Source organism: Streptomyces ossamyceticus (genome assembly GCF_001418475.1).
GTDB lineage: Bacteria > Actinomycetota > Actinomycetes > Streptomycetales > Streptomycetaceae > Streptomyces > Streptomyces ossamyceticus.
The window spans coordinates 1-5,514 of sequence record NZ_LIQX01000581.1 but is presented as its reverse complement, the minus strand read 5'-3'; the positions used below and the strand labels follow the sequence as shown (position 1 = coordinate 5,514).

Below are 5,514 nucleotides of genomic sequence, written 5' to 3'. Positions count from 1 at the left end.
CGCCGACGGCCCGCGCGGCGGTCGCCTCCGCCTCCGCGAGCTTGACCTGCCGGTCCGCCTCCGCCTCGGCGAGCCGGACGTTCCGTGTGGCCTCCGCCTCGGCGAGCTGCACGGTGCGCGTGGCCTCCGCCTCGGTGAGCCGCAGCGTCCGGGCCGCCTCCGCGCCCGCCCTCACGGCGTCCGCGGCGGCCTTCTCCTCGGCCTCGCGGCGCGCGTTCGTCCCCCGCTGCTCGACCAACTGCTCCTCGCGCCGGGCGAGTTCGATCTGGCTGGCCAGTTCGTTCTCCGCGATGGCCCGTTCCCGTTCGACGGCCACGGCCCGGCGTTCGTAGGTCGCCCGGTCCGCCTCCTGCTGGATCTGCTCCCGCGCGGGCGTCCGCAGGGCCCGCTCCACCTCCGGCTCGGGCCGCAGTGCCACCACGCGGACGGCCACGATCTCGATGCCGGTGGCCGGCAGCCGGGGCTCGGCCGCGAGGCCGCTCGCCACCCGTTCCCGTACCGCCGCGACCCCGTCGACCAGCGCGGACGACAGCGACGTACGGGCCAGGACGTCCAGGGCGTGCTGCTGGGCCGTCTCCGTCAGCAGCGTCGACAGCTGCTCCAGGGGAGCGCCCCGCCAGACACCCGTGTCGGGGTCGATGGAGAAGTCGAGCCGTGCGGCGGCGACCGCCGGGTCGCTGACCCGGTAGGTCACCGTCGCCTGCACCGCCACGTCCTGGAAGTCGGAGGTACGGGCGTGGAAGGTCATCGCCAGTTCGCGGTCGTCGACCGGGACCTCGGACAGCGCGGCGGTCAGCGACCGGTACCAGAAGCTCAGCCCCGGGCCGTCGTGCACGAGTCGTCCGGAGCGGTGGTGACGGATGTGCGCGGTGGGCGCTCCGCGCAGATGCCGCCAGCCGAACCGTCTGGTGATGTCGGCCATGAATGGTCCCCCTCGTCGTCCCACGCACTCGTTCGCGTCAGGTGGACGATAATGCCTCCGCCCGGTTATCGTCAAGGAGACGAGATCAAGGAATCGTTTCGGCCGACCAGGGGGTGAACGCACGCCCGAATGGTCAGGATGGAGGCATGGGATTCCATGTCGACTCCGAGGCCGGGCGGCTGCGCCGCGTCATCCTGCACCGGCCCGATCTAGAGCTCAAAAGGCTCACCCCCAGCAACAAGGACCTGCTCCTCTTCGACGACGTGCTGTGGGTGCGCCGGGCGCGCGCGGAGCACGACGGCTTCGCGGACGTGCTGCGCGATCGGGGAGTCGCCGTCCACCTCTTCGGCGATCTGCTGACGGACGTCATGCGCGTCCCCGAGGCCCGCGAACTCGTCCTCGACCGGGTCTTCGACGAGAAGGAGTACGGCCCGCTCGCCACCGACCACCTTCGGGCCGTGTTCGAGTCCCTGCCCCTCGGTGAGCTGGTCGAGGCGCTGATCGGCGGGATGACCAAGCGGGAGTTCCTCGACGCGCACATGGAGCCGACGAGCGTCCGCTTCCACGTCATGGAGCTGGACGACTTCCTCATCGACCCGCTCCCCAACCACCTCTTCACCCGCGACACCTCCGCCTGGATCTACGACGGGGTCTCCATCAACGCCATGCGCTGGCCGGCCCGTCAGCGCGAGACCGTCCACTTCGAGGCGATCTACCGGCATCACCCCCTCTTCCGGGGTGAGGACTTCCACGTCTGGTCCGAGGGGCAGGCCGACTACCCCTCCACCATCGAGGGCGGTGACGTCCTCGTCATCGGCAACGGCGCCGTCCTCATCGGCATGAGCGAGCGGACCACGCCGCAGGCCGTCGAGATGCTCGCCCACAAGCTGTTCGCCGCCGGTTCCGCGCGGACCATCGTCGCGCTGGACATGCCGAAGCGCCGGGCCTTCATGCACCTCGACACGGTCATGACCATGGTCGACGGCGACACGTTCACCCAGTACGCCGGACTCGGCATGCTCCGCTCTTACACCATCGAGCCCGGCGTCGGCGAGAAGGAGCTGAAGGTCACCGACCATCCGCCGGAGCACATGCACCGCGCGATCGCCGCCGCCCTCGGGCTGAACGAGATCCGGGTGCTCACCGCCACCCAGGACGTCCATGCCGCCGAGCGCGAGCAGTGGGACGACGGGTGCAACGTGCTGGCCGTGGAGCCGGGGGTGGTGGTGGCCTACGAGCGGAACGTGACGACCAACACGCATCTGCGCAAGCGGGGCATCGAGGTGATCGAGATCCCCGGGAGCGAGCTGGGGCGGGGCAGGGGTGGCCCTCGCTGCATGAGCTGCCCGGTGGAGCGGGCGCCCGTGTGAGCGGCTCGCGGAAGCGGCGCCCGTGTGAGTGGGTCACGGGGAGGTCGACGGTCCTGTAGGTCCTGTATAGAAATGTGGAACATCGTATATAGTTCCACCCGTCCCGCAGTCCTCCCGTCCCCGACCGACCCTGGAGCGTCCCCATGGCGACCGCCCTCCCCGCCCTCGCCGGGCGCCACTTCCTCAAGGAGCTGGACTTCACCGCCGAGGAGTTCCGCGGGCTGATCGAGCTGGCCGTGGAGCTGAAGGCGGCGAAGAAGGCGAGGACGGAGACCCGGAGCCTGACGGGCAGGAACATCGCGCTGATCTTCGAGAAGACCTCGACGCGCACCCGCTGCGCGTTCGAGGTCGCCGCGGCCGACCAGGGTGCCTCGACCACCTACCTCGACCCCTCCGGCTCGCAGATGGGACACAAGGAGTCCGTCCGTGACACCGCCCGGGTGCTCGGCCGGATGTTCGATGCGATCGAGTACCGCGGCGACAGCCAGGCCAACGTCGAGGAACTCGCCGCGTACGCCGGGGTGCCCGTCTACAACGGCCTCACCGACGACTGGCACCCCACGCAGATGCTCGCCGACGTGATGACCATGACCGAGCACAGCGACAAGCCGCTGACCGGCATCGCCTTCGCCTACCTCGGGGACGCCCGCTTCAACATGGGCAACTCCTACCTGGTCACCGGCGCTCTGCTCGGCATGGACGTCCGTATCGTCGCTCCCCGCTCCTACTGGCCCGCCGAGGAGATCGTCGCCCACGCCCGCAAGCTCGCCGAGATCAGCGGGGCGCGGATCACACTCACCGAGCAGGTCGAGGAGGGGGTACGGGGCGCGGACTTCGTGGCCACGGACGTCTGGGTGTCGATGGGCGAGCCGAAGTCCGTCTGGGACGAGCGGATCGCCGCGCTCTCCCCGTACGCGGTGACCATGGACGTGCTGCGCGCCACCGGCAACCCCGACGTCAAGTTCCTCCACTGCCTGCCGGCCTTCCACGACCTGGGCACGAAGGTCGGCCGGGAGATCCACGAGAGCCACGGCCTGGACTCGCTGGAGGTGACCGACGAGGTCTTCGAGTCCGAGCACTCGGTCGTCTTCGACGAGGCGGAGAACCGACTCCACACGATCAAGGCGGTCCTGGTGGCGACCCTGGCCTGAGCGGGGCCTTGGGGCAAGGCACCCCCTCCCCCTGCCTCCAGCCTGAGCCGGCCCCTGACCCGCGCCTGAACCGCCAGGACAACGCCGACCTCGTACGCCGGCTGGCCGAGCAGGGGCACGAGCCCCAGGTCACCTGGGCTGCCGATGGGCCTCTGGCCGAACTGGAGCAAAGGACCGACTGGACCAAGTCGCACCTGCATCTGGTCGAGTAGCCACACTCGCCCGCAACCCCGATGGTCGGCGAGCAGCGGCCCAGACCGCCGACACGACGCCGACCCGGCCCTCCGTGGAGCACTTGCCTTCAAGGTCTGACGGCGCCGTGCTCCTCGGCGGCTGCCTACGGCACGACCGCTCGTCCGCGAGGACGCTCTAGACCATCCCCGGCCGCTGCTGGTGCGGCGCCGACGGGAGGCGGAACCAGACCGCCTTGCCCGAGCTGGTCGGGCGGTGGCCGCAGGCCGAGCTGAGGGCTCGGATCAGCAGCAGGCCACGGCCGTGTTCCTGCCAGGGGTCGGGCTCGTCGTACCCGGGCGCCGTGAGGTCACCCGGCGGCGCCGGGTCCGGGTCGTGCACCTCGACCGTGCAGCCGGACGGCAGCAGCTCGACGACCAGCTCTATCGGGCCGTCCCCCGCCGCGTGCTCCACCGCGTTCGCCACCAGCTCCGCGGTGAGCAGCTCCGCCGTGTCGCAGTCCGTCCCGTGCTTCAGGTCGGTCAGAGCCGTCCGGACCAGCGCGCGGGCCGCGGGCACGGCCGCAGCCGTGTGCGGCAGCGCGATGCGCCAGGAGGAGGGGGTGGAGGGCTCGTGCAAGGTGGCGGATCCGTTCATGGAGCAGGTCATGGCTCGTCCTGCTTTCAGCGTTACGAATGGTACGGCGCGCCCCTTCGCGATCACTCGCCGGGCGCCGTGCGGGACCTTCGGCCCCGCTGTCGGGCGATGTACCCCTACCGACGCCCCGCCGCTCACGGCGGAGCCCGCCGTTACGTGCTTGTCGAACGTCCGTGACCGAGTCACGGGGGCGATCGGACCGGGCGCCCCACCCGCCTCGGGCCATCCGTCTATCGCGCACTCGTGACGACAGTCATATATCGGTGATAGCTTCGTAGGAGCAGGTAAAGCAGCCGCAGCGTCGCGGTAGCCCCCCGAGGAGGCCGCCCGTCATGAGTCCCTTCACCGGCTCCGCCGCCCGCACCTCCGACTGGCGACATCTGCGGTGCTCGCTCACCGACGGCGTCGCCACGGTCACCCTCGCCCGCCCCGACAAGCTCAACGCGCTCACCTTCGGCGCCTACGCCGACCTGCGCGACCTGCTCGCCGAGCTGTCCCGGGAGAGGGCCGTGCGCGCCCTGGTGCTGGCGGGCGAGGGCCGCGGCTTCTGCTCGGGCGGCGACGTCGACGAGATCATCGGCGCCACCCTCGGCATGGACACCGCCCAGCTCCTCGACTTCAACCGCATGACCGGGCAGGTCGTCCGGGCCGTCCGCGAATGCCCGTTCCCGGTGATCGCCGCCGTGCACGGGGTGGCGGCCGGCGCCGGCGCGGTCCTCGCCCTGGCCGCCGACTTCCGTGTCGCGGACCCCACCGCCCGCTTCTCGTTCCTCTTCACCCGCGTCGGCCTCTCCGGCGGCGACATGGGCGCCGCCTATCTCCTGCCACGCGTCGTGGGCCTCGGCCACGCCACCCGCCTGCTGATGCTCGGCGACCCCGTCCACGCCGCCGAGGCCGAACGCATCGGCCTCATCAGCCGGCTCACCGACGAGGGCGAGGCCGACGCGGCCGCCCACGCCCTGGCCCACCGCCTGGCCGAGGGCCCCGCCCTCGCCCACGCCCAGACCAAGGCCCTCCTCACCGCCGAGCTGGACATGCCGCTCGCGGCGGCCGTCGAACTGGACGCCGCCACCCAGGCCCTGCTGATGAACGGCGAGGACTACGCGGAGTTCCACGCGGCGTTCACCCAGAAGCGCCCGCCGAAATGGCGAGGCCGCTGAATGCCCGCCGACGGGACGGCGGAGTCACGGGCGCGGGACGCCGTCGACCAGCGGGCCCGCCCCGAGGCGCGACCGGCCCCCAC

At 71.4% G+C, this 5,514-nt stretch carries 5 protein-coding genes; 3 read left to right on the top strand and 2 right to left on the bottom strand.

From position 1 onward, the window contains the following. Nucleotides 1–922 (bottom strand): SPFH domain-containing protein (locus AOK15_RS33770; protein ID WP_055522128.1); only part of this gene is annotated, 922 nt, incomplete at its 3' end. Nucleotides 923–1,068: 146 nt separating this feature from the next. Between AOK15_RS33770 and AOK15_RS33765 the strand changes: the two genes are divergently transcribed. Both AOK15_RS33765 and argF read left to right on the top strand, forming a co-directional pair. Then, nucleotides 1,069–2,292, top strand: a complete 1,224-nt coding sequence (locus AOK15_RS33765) for an arginine deiminase (protein WP_055522127.1) — start codon at nucleotides 1,069–1,071, stop codon at nucleotides 2,290–2,292. A gap of 143 nt (nucleotides 2,293–2,435) precedes the next feature. Beyond that, nucleotides 2,436–3,443: an ornithine carbamoyltransferase gene (argF, locus tag AOK15_RS33760; RefSeq protein ID WP_055522126.1), complete on the top strand. Its 1,008-nt coding sequence runs from the start codon at nucleotides 2,436–2,438 to the stop codon at nucleotides 3,441–3,443. A gap of 369 nt (nucleotides 3,444–3,812) precedes the next feature. On the opposite strand, the gene AOK15_RS33750 is transcribed toward argF, so the two are convergent. Further along, nucleotides 3,813–4,271 carry an ATP-binding protein gene (locus tag AOK15_RS33750; protein ID WP_055522129.1) on the bottom strand — a complete coding sequence of 153 codons (459 nt, stop codon included), beginning with the start codon at nucleotides 4,269–4,271 and terminating at the stop codon, nucleotides 3,813–3,815. Between the two features lie 332 nt (nucleotides 4,272–4,603). On the opposite strand from AOK15_RS33750, the gene AOK15_RS33745 reads away from it, so the two are divergent. Beyond that, on the top strand, nucleotides 4,604–5,431 hold the full coding sequence (locus AOK15_RS33745; protein ID WP_055522124.1) for an enoyl-CoA hydratase family protein: 828 nt from the start codon (nucleotides 4,604–4,606) through the stop codon (nucleotides 5,429–5,431). Nucleotides 5,432–5,514 lie beyond the last annotated feature (83 nt).